General features: G+C 70.3%; 16 protein-coding genes. 7 read left to right on the top strand and 9 right to left on the bottom strand.

Features of this window, described 5'->3' with window-relative positions; all coding sequences use genetic code 11:
- Positions 1-21: 21 nt before the first annotated feature.
- A complete protein-coding gene (locus NLI01S_RS07440) occupies positions 22-879 on the bottom strand; it encodes an NmrA family NAD(P)-binding protein (RefSeq protein WP_067601281.1) in 858 nt (285 codons plus the stop codon).
- Between the two features lie 160 nt (positions 880-1,039).
- On the opposite strand from NLI01S_RS07440, the gene NLI01S_RS07435 reads away from it, so the two are divergent.
- The gene (locus tag NLI01S_RS07435; RefSeq protein WP_067601277.1) at positions 1,040-1,618 is read left to right on the top strand and encodes a TetR/AcrR family transcriptional regulator; all 579 of its coding nucleotides are present in this window, start codon (positions 1,040-1,042) and stop codon (positions 1,616-1,618) included.
- A gap of 45 nt (positions 1,619-1,663) precedes the next feature.
- Here the strand turns inward: NLI01S_RS07435 and NLI01S_RS25630 are convergent, their stop codons facing one another.
- Positions 1,664-1,807 carry a hypothetical protein gene (locus tag NLI01S_RS25630; RefSeq protein WP_223809151.1) on the bottom strand — a complete coding sequence of 48 codons (144 nt, stop codon included), beginning with the start codon at positions 1,805-1,807 and terminating at the stop codon, positions 1,664-1,666.
- A gap of 26 nt (positions 1,808-1,833) precedes the next feature.
- Positions 1,834-2,154 (bottom strand): hypothetical protein, encoded by a 321-nt coding sequence (locus tag NLI01S_RS25970; protein WP_067601274.1) that lies wholly within the window; start codon positions 2,152-2,154, stop codon positions 1,834-1,836.
- A gap of 411 nt (positions 2,155-2,565) precedes the next feature.
- Between NLI01S_RS25970 and NLI01S_RS07425 the strand changes: the two genes are divergently transcribed.
- Entirely contained in the window at positions 2,566-3,270 is a 705-nt protein-coding gene (locus NLI01S_RS07425; RefSeq protein ID WP_223809150.1) for a GntR family transcriptional regulator, read from the top strand.
- 89 nt (positions 3,271-3,359) lie between these two features.
- Here the strand turns inward: NLI01S_RS07425 and NLI01S_RS07420 are convergent, their stop codons facing one another.
- The 3 genes from NLI01S_RS07420 to NLI01S_RS07410 all read right to left on the bottom strand — a co-directional run bounded on the left by NLI01S_RS07420 (position 3,360) and on the right by NLI01S_RS07410 (position 7,158).
- Positions 3,360-4,025, bottom strand: coding sequence for a lytic polysaccharide monooxygenase auxiliary activity family 9 protein (locus NLI01S_RS07420; RefSeq protein ID WP_067601268.1), 666 nt, complete (start codon positions 4,023-4,025; stop codon positions 3,360-3,362).
- 57 nt (positions 4,026-4,082) lie between these two features.
- Positions 4,083-5,060, bottom strand: a complete 978-nt coding sequence (locus tag NLI01S_RS07415) for a glycoside hydrolase family 5 protein (RefSeq protein WP_067601265.1) — start codon at positions 5,058-5,060, stop codon at positions 4,083-4,085.
- Positions 5,061-5,349: 289 nt separating this feature from the next.
- The gene (locus NLI01S_RS07410; protein WP_067601261.1) at positions 5,350-7,158 is read right to left on the bottom strand and encodes a serine/threonine protein kinase; all 1,809 of its coding nucleotides are present in this window, start codon (positions 7,156-7,158) and stop codon (positions 5,350-5,352) included.
- A 281-nt stretch (positions 7,159-7,439) separates the two neighbouring features.
- Here NLI01S_RS07410 and NLI01S_RS07405 point away from each other — a divergent pair, with 281 nt between their 5' ends.
- From NLI01S_RS07405 to NLI01S_RS07390, 4 genes are all read left to right on the top strand, one after another.
- A complete protein-coding gene (locus tag NLI01S_RS07405) occupies positions 7,440-8,690 on the top strand; it encodes a cytochrome P450 (protein ID WP_067601258.1) in 1,251 nt (416 codons plus the stop codon).
- Positions 8,691-8,717: 27 nt separating this feature from the next.
- On the top strand, positions 8,718-9,062 hold the full coding sequence (locus tag NLI01S_RS26665; protein WP_067601255.1) for an endo-1,4-beta-xylanase: 345 nt from the start codon (positions 8,718-8,720) through the stop codon (positions 9,060-9,062).
- A 398-nt stretch (positions 9,063-9,460) separates the two neighbouring features.
- The gene (locus NLI01S_RS07395; protein WP_067601252.1) at positions 9,461-10,381 is read left to right on the top strand and encodes an aminoglycoside phosphotransferase family protein; all 921 of its coding nucleotides are present in this window, start codon (positions 9,461-9,463) and stop codon (positions 10,379-10,381) included.
- Between the two features lie 118 nt (positions 10,382-10,499).
- Positions 10,500-11,471, top strand: coding sequence for an alpha/beta hydrolase (locus NLI01S_RS07390; RefSeq protein WP_067601249.1), 972 nt, complete (start codon positions 10,500-10,502; stop codon positions 11,469-11,471).
- Positions 11,472-11,487: 16 nt separating this feature from the next.
- Here the strand turns inward: NLI01S_RS07390 and NLI01S_RS07385 are convergent, their stop codons facing one another.
- Positions 11,488-12,453 (bottom strand): AraC family transcriptional regulator, encoded by a 966-nt coding sequence (locus NLI01S_RS07385; protein WP_067601246.1) that lies wholly within the window; start codon positions 12,451-12,453, stop codon positions 11,488-11,490.
- 81 nt (positions 12,454-12,534) lie between these two features.
- Here NLI01S_RS07385 and NLI01S_RS07380 point away from each other — a divergent pair, with 81 nt between their 5' ends.
- On the top strand, positions 12,535-13,455 hold the full coding sequence (locus NLI01S_RS07380) for an SDR family oxidoreductase (protein WP_067601243.1): 921 nt from the start codon (positions 12,535-12,537) through the stop codon (positions 13,453-13,455).
- On the opposite strand, the gene NLI01S_RS07375 is transcribed toward NLI01S_RS07380, so the two are convergent.
- Both NLI01S_RS07375 and NLI01S_RS07370 read right to left on the bottom strand, forming a co-directional pair.
- A complete protein-coding gene (locus NLI01S_RS07375) occupies positions 13,439-14,143 on the bottom strand; it encodes a pentapeptide repeat-containing protein (RefSeq protein ID WP_067601240.1) in 705 nt (234 codons plus the stop codon). The two genes, NLI01S_RS07380 and NLI01S_RS07375, sit on opposite strands and share 17 nt — an antisense overlap.
- A 37-nt stretch (positions 14,144-14,180) precedes the next feature.
- On the bottom strand, positions 14,181-15,761 hold the full coding sequence (locus NLI01S_RS07370; protein ID WP_067601237.1) for a PucR family transcriptional regulator: 1,581 nt from the start codon (positions 15,759-15,761) through the stop codon (positions 14,181-14,183).
- Positions 15,762-15,953: the final 192 nt, after the last annotated feature.

Here is a 15,953-nt window from a genome sequence, read left to right as displayed (position 1 = left end):
TCGATCGGTCGCCCGAGCCCTTCAGAGGGCGATGTGCTCGGCGAGTCGGCCGGCGACGCCTCGGGGTTCACGACCGAGGAGTTCGGCCAACAGGGGATCCTGTTCGGCGAAGTAACCCTCGCGGGTCGCGCGGAACATGGTGAGCGTGAAGCGGGCCGCCTGCTCCGGAACACCTTTCGCTACCTGACCGGCGACCCACTGTTCGTCGTCCACGACGACGCGTTCGATGGTGCGGCCACTGAGCCGGGAGACGTGAGCGGCGAAGTCGTCGAGGGTGACGGCCTCACCGGAGATCAGGGTGATGGCTCCGTCGAAGGAGCGGTCACCGGAGAGAACGACCGCCGCAGCCTCGGACAGGTCGGCGGGGGCGGTCCATGGGACGGGCCCGTCGGCCGGGGCGGCGATCGTCCCGGTGCGTCGCCAGGGTCCGAGCATGGGTTCGAAGTCGTGCGCGAAGAAGCCGTAGCGCAAGGAGGTCCATGCGACCCCCGAATCGGCGAGGATCTCCTCGGTGGCGGCGTGGACGGCCGCCGGGGGGTAGGGGCCCTCGGTCGCGGCGCCCTGTTGGCTCGTGTACAGGATCCTGTGGGCGCCGGCCGCGACCGCCGCCTCGATCGCGTTGCGGTGCAGGCCCACCATGTCGGCCGTCGGGTCGTTGCCGGAGACCAGGAGCACCTGGTCGGCGCCGGCGAAGGAGTGGCGCAGTGCGGCCGGGTCATCGTAAGCGGCCTGTCGTACGCGCACGCCGCGGTCCGCGAAGTGCCGCGCCCTGGCGACGTCGCGCACGCTGACGCCGATCCGATCGGCCGGCAGGCGCTTGAGGAGGTGCTCGACGGTGGCCCCGTTGAGGGAGCCGGTGGCACCGGTGACGACGATCATGTTCGCGGACCTTCCCTGCGTGCCCGCACTGGTGGGCGTCCCTGCGGCACGCCGTCGCACAAGTTGACCAGTGGGGTCAATTTCGCTTCCGTCGTCGACGGTAGATAACCTGACCCCACGAGTCAAGTTATGGTGGCGGTAGCGAGGGACGGTGAGGAGCATGACGGGTGGGACACCCCCCAAGCCTCGGCTGCGCGCCGACGCCCGGCGCAACGCGGAGCAGATCCGCCGTGCCGCGATCGACGCCTTCCAGGGGCAAGGGCTGACCGTGCCATTGGAAGAGGTGGCCAGGGCGGCGGGGGTGAGCAAGGCCACGATCTTCAATCGGTTCGGTGGCCGGGTCGGACTCATCGAAGCCGTCATCGAAGAGGTCGTCGCGAACGAGCTCCACGCCGTCATCGACCACGCGCGCTCCCTGGAAGGAGCTGGAGAACGGGTCGCGTACTACCTCACCGCGATCCGCGACCTCCAGTACCGCCAACCCACCGCCAACGACGTCCTGTTGCAGGAGTACCCCCACTCACAGCAGCTCATGGACATTTGTCGGGCAGCGGGAGAGATCAACGACGAACTCGTCGCGGCCGGTCACGCCTGTGGAACCCTGCGGCCCGGGTTCACCACGGATGATCTCCACGCGCTCATCGTCGACAACGCGCTCGCTCTCAAGCACGGCGTCCGCCCGTCCCGGGACGCGTACGACCGCCGCACCGGCCTCCTCCTCGACGGGATCCGCGGGTAGTGGGTCGTTTCCGTTCCCGGACGGGCGCGGAAACGACCCACTCGCCTAGAAGGGGTGGCGGGCGGGGTCGGTCTGCATGGTCACCCACCGGGTCTCGGTGAAGGCCTCCAGGTTGGCGCGGGTGCCGCCGAAGCGCGAGCCCGTACCCGAGTCGTCCACCCCGTCGAAGGGCGCGATGACCCCGACCACGCCCACGGGCACCTGTCGGGAGAAGCTCAGGCGCGGTTTGGCGGCTCGCAGGATCTCGCCGTGCGGCTGGAGGCCAGGGCGGCGCCGCCCTCGTGGCTCTGCCAGTACGAGTTCTCCTCGGCGTTGGCGTTGAGGACGCCTCCGGCCCGGCGCAGGATGGCGGCGCGTTCGGCGGGCGGTTCGACGAAGTCGACCTCGGCGGGGTCGCCGCCGTCGGCGACCACGGTCGGGCCTTCGAGGTAGGAGGCACCGGTGACGTCACCGGCGTCGAGGACGAACACGCCACCGAAGTCGGCGCCCTGTTCTCCCGCGCTGATGGCGACCGCGAGTGCCGGGGATGGGCGCATGGGATCTCCCACTGGGCACGAGACACACGGATGCGCGCTTTGCGAACATATGTTCTCAGGATGAACGCAAGTGATCCCGATCACCGGGCCAAGGCGTGCGCGAGGCACATTTCAGATACGTGAACAGCGAAAAGGTCGGATGACCGAGCCTGGGCAGCGCCTTCGAGGGCCACGCGAGAGAGGAAAGGGCACCGCGAACGAGCACGGGCGTAAAGAAGGGCCGGGCACCCTGAGAGAATCGGAGAGCCCGTGGTCCGGGTCAGGACGGGACCCGGACCACGGAGTCGAAACCCCGTACGGGGCCCCATATTCGACCCTGTGTTGTCACAATGTCAACATTTGTACATCGAAGCGGTACCGAGACCCGAAGGATTCTTGTCCGCGCCGGTGTACGCCGTACACTTTTGCGACGTGGCACGAGACGACGGCGATAACGGCGGAATGCGACGAGCCCGCAGGCGGGGCCTGGCCCACGAAGCGGCCGACCGCGTCCGAGAGTCCATCCTGGACGGGCGGGTCTCCCCCGGTTCTCCCCTACGCGAGGTCGAACTGGCCGCCTCCCTGGACGTGAGCCGCGGGTCGGTGCGCGAGGGACTGGCCATGCTCGAACGCGAGGGGCTCGTGCGCAGCGAGTGGCACCGCGGCGCCCGCGTGATCGATCTGGGCCCGGAGGACGTCGACGAGGTCTACACCGTGCGGGCCGCCCTGGACCGGTTGGCCACCCTCACCGCCGCCTCCCACATGACCCCCGCCCACCTGGCCGAACTCGAATCACTGGTCCAGGCCATGGGACGGGCCTTGGAGGGCGACGTCGACGGACTGACCCTGATCGCCCTGGACCTGGCCTTCCACGACCGTGTCTACGCCATCGCCGACAACAGCCGTCTCACCGAGGCCTGGCACGGCGTGCGCTCCCAGGTGCGCCTGATCCAGCTCACCCGCATCGAATACGACCAGGCCCACTACCGCGACCTGCTGGTCGGCGAACACCATGAACTGGTGCGCCTGATGAGTCGCGGGCCCAGCGAGGAACTGGCCCGAGCCGCCGAGGAGCACGTGGACTCGGCCCGCCGAGCCCTGATCCACCTGCTCGGCCAAGGCCCCCGGGGACGCTGAGGCGCCCGCACCCGGCATGGGTCGGGGCCCGGTCTCCTCCTGCGAGACCGGGCCCCGACCCTCCGGAGAGGTTCTCGTGCCGACGGGGTCTATTGGAAGACGACGTCGGAGCAGTTGTAGAAGGCCTCGGGGCTGTCGGAGCGTTCCCAGACCACGTAGATGACGTGCTGACCCGAACGTTCGGGCAGGTCGACGTCCCAGCGGTACTCGGCGCCCTCGACTCCGCCCTCGCTCAGCGGCGGGTCGGTGACCTCGCTGATCAGCTCCAGGTCGGACCAGTTCAGCGGGGAGTCGGGCGACCAACCGGTGCTCGTGACGTAGGTGTAGAAGGTGCCGGGGTGGTGGGCCCAGGCGTTGTGGTGGAACTCGACCGTCTGTCCCGAGGGCAGCGACGTGGTGGGCCAGTCCGAGCGCACCGCGTTGAAGGCGGCGAAGTCGGCGGTGGGACCGCACAGTTCGCCGTCGGCCACGACCTCCTGGTGGCGGCCGTCGGCGTCGCTGATCAGGTTGCCGAACCAGTTCCAGAACGGGTAGCTGCCGCCCTCCTCCAGGGCGTCGACACAGGCGGGGTTGGTGGGCTCGACGTTGCCGCCCTGTCCACCCTCGATTCCGTCGGCGTAGCAGGCGTAGGTGCGGCTGGCCGGGTAGGTGAAGGCGCCGTGCGCCTCGGCCGACTCCGCGCTCAAGGTCAGGGCCAGGCCGCCGACCAGGGCTGCCGAGGCGGTGAGGGCTCCGGTCCTGGCGAGCGTTCTCATGGGGGGGTGTCCTTTCGAGGGGGTTCGCGGGGTTCGGTGGTGAACGGAGCGCGTTACTCAGCCACCGGTGGCGATGCCGTTGGGGCCGTGGAAGATGCGCTCTCCCCAAGCGGTGATCCGGTCGGCGTCGAAGTCCTCGACCATGTCGAGGTACTCCACGCCACCGCTGTTGCCGCTCCAGGACCAGCCGATGTAGCCCAGTCCCAGGCGGTCGGCGTGGGCCATGATGGCGTCCTCGTCGGGGTCGCCGTCGCTGTGGTCGTGGCCGAACTCGCCGATGATCAGGGGCACTCCGGCGTCGGTGAAGTGCTCCAGGTAGTCGACGACGGTCGACTCCTGTTCGTAGACGCCGTACATGTGGATGGAGAAGACGGTGTTGTCGTGGGGGTCCGCGTCGGCGACCTCGGGGGCGGCCTCGCGCATGGTGCCCTGCCAGTCCTGGCCCCAGTTGGGGGCGTCCACGACCAGCATGTGGTCGAAACCGGCCGCGCGTAGGCGCACGATCGCGTCGGAGGTCTCGGGTGCCCAGCCCTGGTTGGTGGTCTCGTCGTTGCCGTAGGGCTCGTTACCGATGTTGACGATGATGTGGTCTTCGGCGCCCTGGAGGACGCTTTGGACCTCGATCCAGTAGTCGACGGCCTGGTCCAGGGTGGCCGCCTCGGCGTCCTCGCCGTAGCCGGTGGTGTCGTGGACCTCCAACACGCACACCAGTCCCAGGTCGGCGCACTGGGCGACGATGTCCCGGAGTCGGTCTTCGTCGGTGCGCTCCCAGCGGTCGCCGCTGCTGAGGACGACGCGCACGGTGTTGGCGCCCAGGTCGGCGATGTCGGCGAGGGCGGTGGGGGTGCGGTCGGCGAACCAGGCGTGGGGGTGGCTGACGCCGCGCATGACCAGGTCGGTGCCGTCGGCGTGGACCAGGCGACCCTGGTCGTCGACGCGCAGTCCGGTCTCTGCCGACGCGGGCGCGGCGTGGGCCAGGAGGGGGATGGCGAGGGCGAGAGCCGCCAGGGACACCAGGGAGCGGGGTCGGTGCACGGTGCTTCTCCGTCGGTCTTTGTGACTACCATTCACGGGAACCTGAATTTGGGAGCGTTCCCATGAAGCTTGTGGTGCAACTTAACAAGAGCGAAACCCCGCCACAATAGGGTTTCGGGCTGATTTTTCACGCACAGATCAACTGAGCACACGTTAAGTGACCCCGGATTCCGGGGTCGAAGCCGTGACGAGCTGCGTCGACGCCGACTGATCACACCAATGAGGCGGGGCGGGGAACCTTGTCGGTCCCCCGCCCCGCCTCGAGTCGGTTCGGTGTGCCTTCGGAGCCTCAGGCCCAGAAACCGAAGCTGTACAGCAACCCGTTGGTCGCGGCGATCACGCCCAGCGCCAGCACCGCGCCGGTCACGAACGAGGTTCGCAACGACCGCACCAGGAACTCCAACGCCACCAGGTTGTTGAGGATGAAGTAGCCCAGCATGGTCGCGTGCCAGAACGAGTCCATGCTCCAAGGCTCGAAGTAGTACGGAACACCCGTCCACACGTCGGTCTCGGTCGTGAACCACGTCCAGGCCAGCGCCGCGCCATAACCCAGCGGGATCTGGATCAGCGGGATGATCAGCAACGGCAGCAGCTTGACGAAGCCCCACAGGCCGGGTTGGTCGGCACGGCGGGCCTCCGACTGCGCCCGACGGGCCGCGTCCTGCTCGGCGCGCAGCCGGTCACGGTGGGCACGCTCGGCCTCTTGTCGACGGCGCTGTTCGTCCTGCTGTTCCTGCCTACGGCGCTGTTCCTCGGCCTGACGGCGCTGCTGCTCCATCTGCCGGCGACGCTGTTCCTCGGCCTGGCGGTACTGGTCCTGGCGCGGGTCGGTCGTACCGCGACGCTCCCCGTACAGGTCGGCGTAGGGGTCATCGCCCCCGGGCCGCTGCTGTCGGGTGGCGTCATAACCCGCGGTGGCGGGCGGGGCCGCCTGCTGCCGGGCGTCCGGGAACCGCTGCGTGGGCTGGTAGCCCTGTTGATACTGCTGGGTGGGCTGATATCCCTGCCCGGTCTGCTGCCCCTGACCGCCCAGGACCGAGGTCTCCCCCGCCGAGGGGTCCTGCCCATGGCCCGCCACCCGGGTGGCCTGGTCATCGCCCATCGCACCCGCGGCGGCGGCTCCTGCGGCCGCTCCGGCCGCCCCGCCCAGGGCCGCGGCGCCGCCCGCTCCCAGCACCTCGGTGCGCTGGTGACCGCCGGTGGCGCCGGGGTCGGCCGCCGAGGTCGCCAGGGCCTTGTTGACCTTGGCCACCTGTTCCTGCACGCCCATCATCACCGCGGGCGGCAGCCAGGACGAACCGGCGTGCACGTCGCCCAGGTAGTCCAGGATCTCGCCGGGGCCGGGGCGGCCCTCGACGTCCTTGGACAAACAGGCCGCCACCAGGTGCCGCAGCGACTCGGGCACACCCGACAGGTCGGGTTCCTTGCTGATGATGCGCATGACCATGGTGGGCATGTTGCCCTCGCCGAAGGGCCCGCCGCCCGAGGCCGCGTGGGCCAGCACCGCTCCGTAGGCGAACAGGTCGCTGGCGGGGGTGAGCGCCTCACCCTGGACCTGTTCGGGGCTCATGAAGCCCGGGGTTCCGATCACCGACTGGGTGGCGGCGGTGCCGTCGGTGGCCCGCGCGATCCCGAAGTCGATCACTCGCGGGCCGTCCTCGGACAGCAGTACGTTGCCGGGCTTGAGGTCGCGGTGGATCAGTCCCACCCGGTGGATCTCGGCCAGTGCCTCGGCCAGGCCGGCGGCCAGCACCCGCACCGACGGCTCCGGCAGCGGACCATGCGCCTGTACCGCCTCGTCCAGGGGCAGCGAGGGCACGTAGGAGGTCACCAGCCAGGGCACCTCGTCGTCGGGCCCGGCGTCGATCACCGGTGCGGTGAACGCACCACTGACCTGACGGGCCGCGTTCACCTCGCGGGCGAACCGCTCCCGGAAGGAGGTGTCCGCCGCCATGTGCGGATGGATGCGCTTGATCGCGACGGCGCGGCCGCCGGCCGAGCGTCCGAAGAACACCTGACCCATACCACCGGCGCCCAAGCGCCCGATCAGCCGGTACCGGCCGATCCGCTCCGGATCAGTGCTCTCTAGCGGCCCCAACGTCCTCTACCTCCGGCCTGTACGGCGTTGTCTTTAGTGGAACGAGGCCCCAGTCTAGGGCGTGGCGCCCCCACCGAGACCACCGTCGACGTGTGTGATCCCGTGCCGGTTCGTGGAGTTCGTCGCGTCCACCGAACAGGTGCGAAAGGGCTCGGGGAACGAGTGGACCGGGACCGATGGTTCCCACCTGGCCACACACGGCCAACCGGGCGGGCGGACCGGCGCACGGGGGAAGGCCGATCTAGGGTCGGAACACACCACCGACAGGATGAGGCGCGCCCGTGAAGACCCTCGAGACCCTTCGTATCGACGCGCGACTGCGCACCGCCAACGGCGTGTCGTGGTTGGCCGCCCAGAGCGGGGACCACCCCAGCCGCCTCCTGCATCGGCCTTGGCGGGAGAACCCCTTTCCGACCTATCGGCGGCTACGCGAGCGGGGTCCGGTGGTCTCCAGCAGGTTGCCCTTCCACGCCGCCACCACGCACGCGGCCGTCCACCGGGTCCTGCGGGACCGTGCCTTCGGGGTCGCGCCGCCCTCGGAAATGGCGGTCCCCGATCAGTTCGACGTGATGGACCTGTCGTTCCTACAGCGCGACCCGCCCGACCACACCCGGTTGCGCAAGCTGGCCAAACCTGCCTTCTCCCCTCGCCGGATGGAGGACTACCGGTTGGTGATCCAAAAGATCGCCGACGATCTGATCGACGGCGCCGTGCGGCGGGGTGGGTTCGACCTGATGCGCGATTTCGCCCAGCCCCTGCCCATCATGGTGATCAGTCACCTGTTGGGGGTGCCGGAGGAGGACCGGGCCGACTTCGACCGCATCGGGAACGTCATCGGCGCCGCCCTGGACGGGGCCCGTTCGGCGCGCCAGCTCGGCCGGATCCGACGGGCGACGGCGGATTTGGACGCGTTGCTCGAACGCTTGATGGTCCAGCGGCGGTCGGACCCACGGGAGGACGTGGTCTCCGATCTGGTCGCCCACTTCGATGAGGGCGCGTTGACCGCGGCCGAACTGGGGTCGATGTTCCGGCTGTTGTTGGTGGCCGGGTTCGAGACCACGGTGAACCTGATCGGGAACGGGACGATGGCGCTGCTTCGCCACCGTCAGGAGTGGGAACGCCTGGTCGATGACCCGGAGATGGCGGCCGGGGCGGTGGAGGAGATCCTGCGCTACGACTCGCCGGTCCAGCTCACCGGGCGCTGGGCCCGTGCGGACACCGAGGTCGAAGGGGTTCCCATCGGCGCCGGTCAGCAGGTCATCTGCCTGCTCGGGTCCGCCAACCGCGATCCCGAGCACTTCGACGACCCCGACCGTTTCGACATCACCCGGCCCGAAGCCGCGGAGCATCTGGCCTTCTCCGGTGGAACGCACTACTGCCTGGGCGCCCCGTTGGCCCGGTTGGAGGGGCAGATCGCCCTGCGGACGCTGAGTCGCAGGGTCCCGGGGTTGCGGCCCACGGCGATGCCCACCCGGCGCGACACGTTGACCGTCCGTGGTCTGGCCACGTTCCCGGTCACCGTCGGTCGCTAGAGGGTGGGGGACCACAGGGTGCGAAAGATGGCCGAGGGGCTCCGGCGCACGACCACACGCGGGCGAGGGTCGCTGCTCGCGGTGGGGGCGGTGTGCGTGGTGGTCTTCGTGGTGGCGGCGGTGGCGGTGCTGGTCCTGCCCGGACCGGCGGAGGAATCGGGGAGCGACCTGCCCGGGTCGGCCTCCTCGCACGGCATCGAGTCGGGTGTGGCCGTGGCGGTCGACCCGTTGCGGGACGATTCGGACTACCGGGACGTCGTCACCGACCACCACACGTCGGTGACCGCGGAGAACACGCTGAAGTGGGTGCACGTCCAGCCCGAGCGTCATGAGTTCGACTGGAGCGGTTCCGACACCGTGCTGGGCCACTAACAGGGTCGGGGCGACTCCTGGGACGTGACCAGCGAACTGGACGTGCGCATCACCGAACCGGTCACCGACGAGGCGATCTCGGACCAGGCCGAGGAGTACCGGCGGGCCGTGCAGGCGTGCCTGAGGTGTCGCGTTGTGTGGGAGTGGACGTGTGAGGAGCGACCGACGCCCGTTCGTGGATCCCCGAGTGGTTCCCCGGTTACGATTCCGCGCTGCCCTTCGACGAGGACTATCAGGGCAAACCGGCGCTGGGCGGGATGATCGATACGCTGAGCAGGGGACGACGAGCACGGGAGCGACCAGTGCGTCGCAGGGTGCGGAACCGATGACGAAAAGCGAGTGCGCGCACCGGCCCGCGCCCGTCATCGTGGAGCGGACCCGACCCGAGGAGACCTTCCATGGACAACGCCTCCGTCCACCCCGTCACCGTGCCGGATGCCCTGGTCGAGTCCGTCACCTCCTTCTTCGGCCCGGAGTGGGCGCGTCGGCTTCCCGGGCTGACGGTGCGCCACCTCGACGAGTGGGGGCTGACCGTGGCCGGCGAGAGCATGCACGGGGCGGTGGCCCTGGTGGTGCCCGTACGTCGCGCCGATGGCGCTTCGGCGGTGCTCAAGATCCAGCCCCAGGACCCCGAGACCGAGGGTGAACCCCTGGCCCTGCGCGTCTGGGACGGCGAGGGCGCGGTTCGGCTGCTCGACCACAGCCCTCGGACCGGGGCGATGCTGTTGGAGGCCCTCGATCCGAGTCGACGTCTGGACGAGGAACCCTTGGAGCCGGCCCTGGAGGTCATCGGTTCCCTGTTGGCTCGGCTGACCGCACATCCGGGACCGGAGGACATGCGCGGGCTCGGACCCATCACCCGTGACATCGCCGATCGTGGACGGGCCAGGGCCACCCATCTGGAGGAGCCCTGGCGACCGGTGCTGGAACGCTGGGCGGCCATCGCCGACGAGCTGGCCGTAGATCCGGGCGACCGGCTGCTGCACTGGGACCTGCACTACGAGAACGTGCTCGCACCACTGGAAGGCGCCGACCGGGGCGACTGGCTGGCGATCGACCCCAAGCCACTGGTGGGCGATCCCGGTTTCGAGTTGCTGCCGGCCTTGCGCAACCGATGGGCCGAGGCGGAGGAGACCGGCGCCCCGGTGCGGGCCACCAGGCGCAGGTTCGACCTGCTCACCGAGGTGGCCGGGCTGGATCGGGACCGCGCGCGGGCCTGGACACGGGTGCGGCTGCTCCAGGACTGCCTGTGGATGAACGACGCGCGCCACCGTGTGCCGCGCGCGCACGCGCTCATCGATCGGGCGTTGGACGATTGAGGGGCCGGGGCCGGGGGCGCCGGGGACTTCGACGCCCAGGGGCGGGGTACCGGCCGGGCCCCGATGTCGCTTTCGGTAGGGTTCCGCCACCTCAGTCACTCCTTCGTGGAAGGCCTCGATGTCCACTCCCCGCCCGTCCTTCGACCCCGAACTGCTGCCCGCCCTGGCCCAGGTCAACGCCGAGATGCCGCCGGGTATCGTCCCGGAGCAGATCGGCGCGATGCGCGCCCGCGCCGCTCGTCTGGCCCCCGGGGACGAGACCGACATGACGCTGGGCGGGGTGTTCGTCGAGTCCCAGCGCACCGCGCCGGGGCCGGACGGGCACCCGGTTCCGTTGATCGTGTGGCGGCCGAAGGAGACCACCGCGACCACCGGGGCGCTGTACTGGATCCATGGCGGCGGAATGATCGGTGGGACCCATCGCGGCGGTGAGATCCCCGAACTGCTTCGGATCGCACGCGAGTTGGACCTGGTCCTGGTGTCGGTGGGCTACCGGTTGGCGCCCGAGCACCCGCACCCGACCCCGGTGGAGGACTGCTACGCGGGGTTGGTGTGGTTGCACGACAACGCCGCCGCTCTGGGTGTGGATCCCGAACGCGTGGTGGTGGGCGGTGCCAGCGCCGGGGGCGGTCTGGCCGCCGCCGTCAACCTGCTCGCCCGTGATCGCGGTGGTCCGGCCGTTCGCGCGCAGTTGCTGCTCTACCCGATGTTGGACGATCGCAACGACTCGGTCTCCGCCCACCAGATGGCGGGCGTGGGCACGTGGGATCGCACCTCCAACGACACCGGGTGGGGTTGTCTGCTCCAGGGCACGCAGGGCGGCCCGGACACCTCGCCCTACGCGGCGCCGGCCCGGGCGAAGGACGTGTCGAACCTGCCTCCGGCCTACCTGGAGGTGGGGACGGCCGAGACCTTCCGCGACGAGGTGGTCGAGTACGCCTCCCGGATCTGGAAGGCCGGCGGGCACGCCGAGCTGCACGTGTGGCCGGGCGGCTACCACTCCTTCGACGCCATCGCCGCCGACGCGGCCCTGAGCCGGAGCGCGCGGGGGCAGCGGCTACCGTGGCTGCGCCGAGTCCTGACCGACTGATCCTGTTCCCACGGTTTCAGGGTAGGGCGGTCGATGCGGGAGAGGTCACCGGATCTCCGCGCCGGTGGGCGGTGGGGGTGGTGCCCCGAACGCGTTTGAAGGCGGCGCTGAGCGCGAAGGCGGTCGAGTAGCCGACCCGGCGGGCGATGGTGTCCACGGTCTCGTCGGTGGTGCGCAACCGCTCGGCGGCCATGCACACCCGCCACTGCGCCAGGTAGGTCATGGGCGGGGTACCGACCAGGGCCGTGAAGGCACGGGCCAGGGCCGCCCGGGAGATCCCGCACCGTTCGGCCAGTTCGGCCACGGTCCAGGGGTGGGCCGGCCGGTTGTGCATCAGGCGCAGGGCGCGACCGACCACCGGGTCGCCCATGGCGGTGTACCAGGCGGGCGGTTCCACCCCGGGCAGGGAGAACCAGGCGCGCAGTTTGGTGATCAGGGCCAGGTCCAGCAGTCGGTCCAGGACCAGTTGTTGGCCGGGGGCGGGGCAGGCGACCTCGGCGGCGATCATCGCGTCGAGTGGGTCGTAGCACTCGTCGGCGGGCACGACCAGGACCGGTGGCAGGGCGGAGAACAGGTAGGGGCCGAGGTCGTCGCCGACCTCGTAGGAACCGCTCAGCAGCAGGTCGGGCGCCTCCAAGGAGTCACCGTAGGTGCGCGCCCCCAGGGCGGCCTCCTCGGTCAAGGGTGTGCCGTCCGGGCCCAGGCACAGGTCCGCGTCCACCACGGTGCAACTGACGGGGGCGTCGACGGGGTGGGCGATGGTGTGGGGCCCGGGCGCGCGCAGCAGGGCGGTGTCTCCCGGGCCCAGGGCGAGGGGTTCGGCGTCGGTGGGGGCGATCCAGGCGTGACCGCGCACCATGGTGACCAGGGTCAGGGGCGAGGTGTGGTCGAAGCGCAGGCCCCAGGGCGGTGTCATGACGGACCGGCTGAAGAGGGCTCCGCGGGCCCGGACACCCGAGAGGAGATCGGCGAGTGCGTCCATGCCCCGCATCGTAGACGCTCGGATATCGATTCGAGCTTTTCGGCCATGGAAGGTCTCACCGATGCGGTGTTGACTCGAGGCATGGCCGAGAACACGACACGGCGACCGGTCCTGGTGACCGGCGCGAGCGGAATGACCGGACGACGGGTCCTGGCGGGGCTGCGGGATCTGGGGGTGCCCACACGGGCGGCCTCGCGCTCCTCGGAGTGGCGCTTGGACTGGCAGGACCGGAGCACCTGGGATCGGGTCCTGGACGGAGCGGCGTCGGTGTACCTGGTGCAGTACGACCCCGAGCCGCTGACCGAGGCGTTCATTGAGCGGGCGGTGGCGCACGGGGTGGAGCGGATCGTGTTGTTGTCCGCGCGCGGGGCGGATCGCCCCGGTTACTTCGAGGGTGTGGACGAACCCGTCACGCACCTGTTGAGCGAGGAGGCCGTGCGCGCGAGCGGTCTGGAGTGGACGATCCTGCGCCCGGGGTGGTTCGCGCAGAACTTCGACGAGGGGCTGCTGGCCGACGGATTGCGTGAGGGGGTGCTGCGGCTGCCCGCCGGGGAGGGGGCCGCGGCCTGGATCGACGCCGAGGACATCGCCGCCGTCGCGGTGGCCGCGCTCACCGAGGACGGCCACCACGGACGCGTCTACGAGCTCAGCGGCCCGCGCGCCCTGACCCTGGACGAGGCGGCCACCGAGATCTCCGCCGCACTGGGGCGCCCGGTGCGCTATGAGGCGGTGTCGGCGCGGGACTACGTCGACGAACGGATGGCGGCCGGTTGGTCGCGCCAGGACGCGCTCCTGATGGTCTCCTCGCTCTCGGCCATCGCCAACGGTCGGGAGGAGAGTCCTTCCCCCGGGGTCCTGGAGGCGTTGGGACGCGAGCCCCGCGACTACTTCGCCGACCACGTCGTGGACGCCTTCACCACCGGGACCTGGAAGGGGTCGATTCCTCACGGGGGCGAGGCCTCGTGCGCCCCGCCCCCGTGGCCGTCTACTCGGCGACGGTGATGCCCAAGGAGGCCAGGATCAGCCCGGCCTGGACCGGGCCGATCGTCGCTCCCCTGAGGTAACCGGCCTGTTCCAGGGACACCTCCCCCAGGTCCGCGCCGCGCAGGTCGGCCCCGGCGAACTTCGCGCCCACCAGGTGCGCGCCGCGCAGGCGCGACTCCACCCACACCGTCTCGCGCAGGTCGGCCGCCGCCAGGTCGGCCTCGTCCATGCGCAGACCCTCCAGGGTCTGTCCGCGCAGGACGATCCCCTTGCAGCGGGCCAGCATGAGGTTGCACTGGGCGAAGGTGTAGCCGATGCCGCGCAGCGAGTTCAGGCCCGCGCCGGTCATCCGGCAGCCGTGGAAGGCGGTGTCGGTGAGCAGGGCGCCCTGCCAACGGGTGTTGGCCAGGTCCACACGCTCGAAGCGGGCGTCGGTGCAGTCGGAGTGGTTCAGGAAAGCACCCGAGGCACCGCCACCGGTCACCACCGCTCCCTCCAACACCGCATGTTCCAGGCGGGCGCCGTCCAACCTGCAGTCGACCAGGCGGGCGTCCACCAGGTGGGCGTCGCGCAGGTCGGCCCCGCTCAGGTCGCAGCGGGTCAGGATCCGAGGGGTGCCCGGGTCCTCGGCCAGGGCGTCACGCAGGTCGAGTTCGGACAGGTCGGCGTCGGTGATCTCGGTCTCGGCGAGAAGGTCGGTGCTCACGCACCGAACCCTAGACCCGGCCGGTGACAGAACGCGTTCAGTCGCGCAGTTTGAGCGCCAGGAACAGGTCGACGCGATGTTCGAGGTTGCTCAGGTCGCGCCCGGTCAGCTCCTCTACCCGGCCGATGCGGTAGCGCAGGGTGTTGACGTGGACGTGCATGGCGGCGGCGCAGCGCTGCCAGGAACCGGAGTGGTCCAGGAACCGTTCCAGGGTCTCCACCAGCTCGGAGCGGTGGTCGCGATCGTAGACGATGAGCGGGCCCAGGAGGCGTTCGCGGTAGGAGGTCTGTACCTCCTCGGGGACCGAGGCCAGCAACAGTTCGTGGGAGTCGATCTCGGCTCCGGCGATGACGCGGGAGCGTCCGCCGCGTAGTTCGGCCAGGCGACGGGCGTGGCGGGCCTCCACGGCGGCGCCGCGCAGTTCGCCGATACCGCGGGCGGCGGAGCTCAGGCCGATGGCCAACCGGTAGTCGAGCAGGCCGGGTTCCAGGACCCGGGCGCGGTGGACGAGCTCGGTGCGCAGGGCCTCGCCCCGGGCTCGGGCCTGTTCGTCGGTGCCACCCACCGGGATGACCGCCAGGGCGTCGTTGTCGCCGGTGACGACGGCGCCGGGGTGGTCGGTGACCAGTTCGGCGACCACACGGCGGGCCAGGTCGGGCACCCGGGGTTCGGGCAGCATCATGGCGCTGACCACCACGTGGGAGCGGTCCTCGGGTGCGGGTCTGTCGCCGGTGCCGCTCAGCAGCGCGGTGACCTCGTCGAAGCGCTGGGCGGCGAGCAGGCGCGGCAGGCCCTCCAGGTGCCGGGCCGTGGTCAGGGCGCGTTCCTCCTCGCGGCTGCGGGCCAGGACGCCGATGGAGACGAGTTCGGCGACGGTCTCGTGCACCTCCTCGCTCCAGTCGGTGTGGTCGCCGGTGACCACCAGCAGCCAACCGGAGAGCGGGTGGGACTCCTTGGCCCGCACGGGAAGGACGGTGACGGCGCGGCCGCCGTTGTTCTCTCCTGGAAGCCGGGTGCCGTGGGGAAAGGAGGACCAGGTGAGGGCTTTGGCGGCGAGGTGTTCACGTTCCCCGGCCGTGAGCGGGTCCTCGACGGAGGCGATGGTGCGGCCGGTGGAGGAGAGCACCCAGGCGCGGAGTCCGGCCTGGGTCGCGGCCGCGGCGAACGCCCCGGGGAAGTCTGCTCCGGAGGCGACGTCGGCCATGAGGCGACGGTGCCGGTCGCGGGTCTCGGCGATGGTGGTGAAGCGGCGTTGGGTAAGTGAACGCAGGACCTCTTCGGTGACCGCTCCGAAGGAGGTCTCCGCGGGGATCTCCACGAGGGGCACGTCGTGGGCGCGACAGGCGGTGATGAGGTCGTCGGGGATCTCGCCCAGGGCGGTTCCGGCGCCCACGGCCACGGCGCCCGCGCTCAGGATCGAGGCCACGAAGGTCTCGGAGTCCTCGGGCCTGGTACGCCACATCATGCCCGTGAGTACGAATTCGCCGCCGCGCAGGTAGCGCGCGGGTTCGAGCAGGTCAGTGGTGTAGGCCCACCGGATGTCGCGGTGGGCGTGCTCCGCCCCCGCCAGGAACCGCAGGTGCAGTCTCTTGACGGCGATCAGGTCACTGATCTGCATGGACTTCCTTCGTGTTCGTGTGGGCGTGTCTCCACCGGGGATGGCTCCGGCTCAGGACACAGTGTGTCCCACGATGAGCGTGTCGGGCACTGGAGCCGGGTCCCTCGATGTTCTCACCGATGTCATTTGGAGGAAACGACCAACGAACGCTGTTCGTTCCCAGGTCACTTCATGTCATCGACGCCTGGTCTG

The organism is Nocardiopsis listeri NBRC 13360 (genome assembly GCF_001570765.1).
GTDB classification, from domain to species: domain Bacteria; phylum Actinomycetota; class Actinomycetes; order Streptosporangiales; family Streptosporangiaceae; genus Nocardiopsis; species Nocardiopsis listeri.
The sequence above is the reverse complement of the archived record's forward strand: the minus strand, read 5'-3'. Positions and strand labels throughout refer to the sequence as shown.

Excerpts from the sequence above, each read along its gene's own strand:
- NLI01S_RS26665 (WP_067601255.1), top strand. The coding sequence starts at position 8,718 with ATGGCCGAGGGGCTCCGGCGCACGACCACACGCGGGCGAGGGTCGCTG.
- NLI01S_RS07390 (WP_067601249.1), top strand. The coding sequence starts at position 10,500 with ATGTCCACTCCCCGCCCGTCCTTCGACCCCGAACTGCTGCCCGCCCTG.
- NLI01S_RS25970 (WP_067601274.1), bottom strand. The coding sequence starts at position 2,154 with ATGCGCCCATCCCCGGCACTCGCGGTCGCCATCAGCGCGGGAGAACAG.
- NLI01S_RS07380 (WP_067601243.1), top strand. The coding sequence starts at position 12,535 with ATGGCCGAGAACACGACACGGCGACCGGTCCTGGTGACCGGCGCGAGC.
- NLI01S_RS07420 (WP_067601268.1), bottom strand. The coding sequence starts at position 4,025 with ATGAGAACGCTCGCCAGGACCGGAGCCCTCACCGCCTCGGCAGCCCTG.
- NLI01S_RS07440 (WP_067601281.1), bottom strand. The coding sequence starts at position 879 with ATGATCGTCGTCACCGGTGCCACCGGCTCCCTCAACGGGGCCACCGTC.
- NLI01S_RS07385 (WP_067601246.1), bottom strand. The coding sequence starts at position 12,453 with ATGGACGCACTCGCCGATCTCCTCTCGGGTGTCCGGGCCCGCGGAGCC.
- NLI01S_RS07435 (WP_067601277.1), top strand. The coding sequence starts at position 1,040 with ATGACGGGTGGGACACCCCCCAAGCCTCGGCTGCGCGCCGACGCCCGG.
- NLI01S_RS07395 (WP_067601252.1), top strand. The coding sequence starts at position 9,461 with ATGGACAACGCCTCCGTCCACCCCGTCACCGTGCCGGATGCCCTGGTC.
- NLI01S_RS07370 (WP_067601237.1), bottom strand. The coding sequence starts at position 15,761 with ATGCAGATCAGTGACCTGATCGCCGTCAAGAGACTGCACCTGCGGTTC.